The sequence below is a fragment of the Candidatus Planktophila sp. genome, from assembly GCF_046070465.1.
Classification (GTDB): domain Bacteria; phylum Actinomycetota; class Actinomycetes; order Nanopelagicales; family Nanopelagicaceae; genus Planktophila.
Genome location: NZ_JBJTMK010000042.1, coordinates 1 through 4,291, shown reverse-complemented (window position 1 = coordinate 4,291; position 4,291 = coordinate 1). Strand labels below are relative to the sequence as shown.

The window sequence follows — 4,291 nt, the reverse complement described above, 5'->3', positions numbered from 1 at the left end:
AATTGACCCAGTTGTGGGAGCGCGTGGTCGATCATGTTTCGGCCGGCGAACCTCAACACCGCGCCTTCCTCGCAATGACTAAACCTCGAGGCCTTGTTGAAAATGCAGATGGTCCAACCAGTCTCTTGGTTGCAGCTCCCAATGCCTTCGCGAAGGATGTTCTTGAGTCGCGTCTTCGCCCTGTTGTCAACGAAGTGCTCACTCGCGAACTGGGAAGTGCTGCAAATATCGCGGTGATGGTCGATGACTCGCTCGAGCTCGCAGATTTACCAGAACCAACAATCTCTGTTGATGTTCCACGACCAGGTACAGGTCGTGAAGCAGCGCCATCGATCTCTTCATCATCTAATGATGCACTCGGATCACAACTCAACGAGCGCTACACATTTGAAACTTTTGTTACCGGCGAATCAAACCGGTTCGCACGCGCTGCAGCTATTGCAGTAGCAGAGGCACCAGCGAAGGCGTACAACCCGCTTTTTATCTATGGTGATTCAGGTCTTGGCAAGACTCACTTGCTTCACGCAATTGGTGCGTATTCACGTGAACTATTCCCTAATATCCGCGTGCGTTATGTTTCATCTGAAGAATTCACAAATGATTTTATTAACTCGATTCGCGACGATAAAGCAACATCTTTCCAGCGTCGCTATCGTGACTTAGATGTATTGCTTATTGATGACATTCAATTCTTGGAAAATAAAGAACGTACTCAAGAAGAGTTCTTCCATACATTTAATACTTTGCATAATGCAAAGAAGCAGATTGTTATCTCCTCTGATCGTTCACCAAAACAATTAACAACTCTTGAAGATCGACTCCGTTCACGATTTGCGTGGGGATTTACAATCGATGTTCAACCACCAGAGCTTGAGACACGTATCGCGATTCTTCGTAAGAAAGCTGCACAAGATCGTCTCAATGCTCCAGATGATGTTCTTGAATTTATCGCAAGTAAAATTTCCACAAATATCCGCGAGCTCGAAGGAGCGTTGATTCGTGTCACCGCTTTCGCAAGTTTGAACCGGCAGAGTGTTGATATGGGTCTTGCGGAAATTGTTTTGAAAGATTTAATGCCCTCTGAATCCAACCCAGAGATCACAGCTGCAACGATCATGGCTCAGACTGCAGCTTTCTTTAAATTAACTCTTGAAGATCTCTGCGGAACATCTCGCTCTCGAGCACTTGTTGAAGCGCGTCAGATTGCGATGTACCTCTGCCGTGAGCTCACCGATTTGTCCCTACCTAAGATTGGTCAGACCTTCGGTGGCCGTGACCACACCACTGTGATGCATGCCGACCGCAAGATCCGTGAACTTATGGCTGAGCGTCGAGCTTTGTATAACCACGTTAACGAGATCACCACCAAGATTAAGCAGCAGAGCTCGTACTAACTCAGTTCTCACCTCGGCTCTAATCTCAAGGTCTAGTTCTCAATGACCAGTTGAGAGATGTCCGCTTTAACACCTTTACCCCCAGATGTGGAAAAGGTGTGGATAACTGTGGATATAAACGTGGTTCTGTGGTTAAAAATAGCTATTTCTCTTCTATAGAGGGGAGGGATCTCTCATCCGAAGGAGTTTGAATGGCGTCAATCCACTCTTTATCCACAGTTATCAACCGTTTATCCACAGAAAAAGAGGATAACTCAACCCTTCTGACCTGCGTTTTTACTACTTTCCCACAGAAAAGGCTTATACCTATTACTACTATCTTTATATATAAATATCTCTCTCCCCAAGCGAACCTGTGGTTTTCTCACGGAGAAATAACCCATTCCGCGCTGGGCTATTTATATGCCAAACTTTCCAACCTTGAGGGCGCTGAAAGCCCGACGATTGGGATGAGGGCTTCGGCATGAAATTCACTGTAGATCAGCACGCGTTAACTGATGGGGTCAACTGGGTCTCACGTTCACTCTCAACCCGCCCTATTAAGACAGAGCTCCTCGGTATCAAGATCGACGCTACAGGCGAACAAGTCACCCTTTCAGCTTCAGATTTAGAGACTTCTTCAAAAGCTAATTTCTCAGCAGATATTTTCGAGAAAGGCGAAGTCCTCGTTCCAGGAAAACTTCTTGCAGAAATTTCTCGCTCACTCCCAAATAAGCCAATCACGATTACTCTCGATGGTTCACGTGTATTGGTGACGTCAGGTTCAGCAAAGTTCACACTTCCAACGCTCTCACTTTCAGAGTATCCAAATCTTCCTGAACTTCCAGAGCGCACAGGTGTTGTTGCAAGTGACACATTCGCTACAGCTGTTGCACAAGTTGCAATCGCTGCAGGCCGCGATGACTCTCTTCCGACTCTTACCGGCGTTCATGTCGAAATCGAAGAAGATAAAGTAACCCTCGCTGCAACTGATCGTTATCGTCTTGCAGTTCGTGAATTCTCTTGGAACCCATCAACACCAGGATTATCAACATCAGCACTTATGCGCGCTCGCACACTTGCCGATGCTGCTAAATCACTATCAGGTTCAAAAGAAGTTTCCCTATCGTTTGCACCAGCAATATCTTCTGATCGCCTTGCCGGTTTTGCCGGTGATGGTAAGTCAATGACGTCACGTATGTTGGATGGAACCTTCCCTCCATACCGCCACTTACTTCCAAGTGAAGCATCAACAACAGCAGTTGTTGAGGTTGCACCATTCTTAGATTCTGTGCGACGTGTTGCTCTTGTTGCAGATAAGACAATTCCATTACGTCTTGAATTTGCAGATGGTGGAGTCTCACTTGAAGCAGGTACTGGTGAAGAAGCACAAGCAACCGAAACAATTGATGTATTGCTTAACGGGGACCCAATCTCAATTGCATTCAACCCAGTATTCCTTGCAGATGGTCTTCAGGCTGTAGGAACTCCATTTGTGCAGATCTCATTTACAGGTTCAAATAAGCCAGCGATCTTGACTGGCCGCACCGAACCTAATGGCGCCTCAATCGATACATATAAGTATCTTCTGATGCCTATGCGCTACGCCTCATAAGAAGCACTACTTCTTATGCGCGTCACACGCCTTGCGCTCAATAACTTCCGCTCTTACAAAAACCTCGAGCTGGAGTTTTCACCTGGGCCGACAACCTTTATCGGCAATAACGGTTCAGGTAAAACAAATATCGCCGAGAGTTTGATTTATCTTGCCTACCTTTCATCCCACCGTGTTTCAACAAACCAACCACTCTTATCTCTCGGTAGCGATCAAGCAATCATCCGAGCTGAAATTGAACGCGACAACCGTTCACTACAAGTTGATTTAGAGATCAATGCAAGTAAAACAAACCGTGCACGCCTAAACGGTAACCCTGTTAAATCACAACGTGAAATTCTTGGCGCTTTGCAGATTGTCTACTTCTCACCAGAAGATCTCGATTTGGTGCGCGGTGAGCCAACTGACCGCCGCAACTTCTTAGATAAATTACTGATTACTCAAACTCCACGACTTGCTGGAGTAATTAGTGATTACGACCGCGTTGTCCGCCAACGCAATACTCTTTTAAAAACTCGCGCACCGCAGAACGCCCTAGAACCTTGGACTGAACAACTTATTAGATTCGGCGCAGAGTTATCGGCTGAACGTGTGAAGTTAGTAGATGACCTCAACCCATTTGTTGCAGAGCATTACCGAAACCTTAATGAAGTAAAACCTGCATCAATCTCATATAAATCATCTACAGAAGGTCTCACTGCAGACATTCAAGAAAATATTTCTATTCTTCAACAACGAGCAACCGAAGTAATTAAACAAGAGATGGATCGCGGCGCATCGCTGATCGGTCCACACCGTGACGATCTACATTTACAACTCGGAGACTTTCCTGCAAAGGGATATGCAAGCCACGGTGAATCTTGGTCGATGGCAATCGCTCTCCGTATCGGCAGTTACACACTTTTGAAATCAGAAGGTGCAGATCCTGTCTTAATCCTCGATGATATTTTTGCTGAGCTCGATAACCAACGTCGCCAACAACTCACCGCCGTTACTCAACTAGCCGAACAAACCATCATCACCACAGCAGTTGAAAGCGACCTTCCACCAGAGCTATTGTCTGCAAAGTTCTATGTAACCCCGGGATCTGTTTCAAAGGAGGTGGAGTAATGGCTAAACGCGACCTCGCCCTGGATTTGTTCCGCAGTTACAAGACCGGCTTTGTTAAAAAATCGCGCCCCCGCCCGGAACGCAGCCAAACACCCGGTGACCCAACCCTCGTCGCCAATATCCTTGAAGATTTAGTAAAAGACCGCGAATGGGATTCAGGCCTTGCTGAAGGTAATCTCTTCGCTACCTGGCC

The 4,291-nt window shown here is 46.4% G+C and carries 4 protein-coding genes and 1 pseudogene; all 5 read left to right on the top strand.

Annotated features, from left to right (window positions below; genetic code table 11):
* Positions 1-2: 2 nt before the first annotated feature.
* Positions 3-1,394, top strand: coding sequence for a chromosomal replication initiator protein DnaA (dnaA, locus tag ACKOVI_RS02135; RefSeq protein ID WP_509602366.1), 1,392 nt, complete (start codon positions 3-5; stop codon positions 1,392-1,394).
* A gap of 191 nt (positions 1,395-1,585) precedes the next feature.
* Positions 1,586-1,861 carry a hypothetical protein gene (locus ACKOVI_RS02130; protein WP_509602365.1) on the top strand — a complete coding sequence of 92 codons (276 nt, stop codon included), beginning with the start codon at positions 1,586-1,588 and terminating at the stop codon, positions 1,859-1,861.
* Positions 1,858-2,988, top strand: a complete 1,131-nt coding sequence (gene dnaN / locus ACKOVI_RS02125; RefSeq protein WP_509602364.1) for a DNA polymerase III subunit beta — start codon at positions 1,858-1,860, stop codon at positions 2,986-2,988. The genes ACKOVI_RS02130 and dnaN overlap by 4 nt, the downstream gene beginning before the upstream one ends.
* A 15-nt stretch (positions 2,989-3,003) precedes the next feature.
* On the top strand, positions 3,004-4,098 hold the full coding sequence (recF, locus tag ACKOVI_RS02120) for a DNA replication/repair protein RecF (protein ID WP_509602363.1): 1,095 nt from the start codon (positions 3,004-3,006) through the stop codon (positions 4,096-4,098).
* A pseudogene (locus ACKOVI_RS02115) lies at positions 4,098-4,291 on the top strand (DciA family protein); the annotation flags it as partial. The gene recF and the pseudogene ACKOVI_RS02115, both read left to right, overlap by 1 nt.

Bases quoted from the DNA above. Each gene is read 5' to 3' on its own strand.
- ACKOVI_RS02130 (WP_509602365.1), top strand. From the start codon at position 1,586: ATGGCGTCAATCCACTCTTTATCCACAGTTATCAACCGTTTATCCACA.
- dnaN (WP_509602364.1), top strand. From the start codon at position 1,858: ATGAAATTCACTGTAGATCAGCACGCGTTAACTGATGGGGTCAACTGG.
- recF (WP_509602363.1), top strand. From the start codon at position 3,004: ATGCGCGTCACACGCCTTGCGCTCAATAACTTCCGCTCTTACAAAAAC.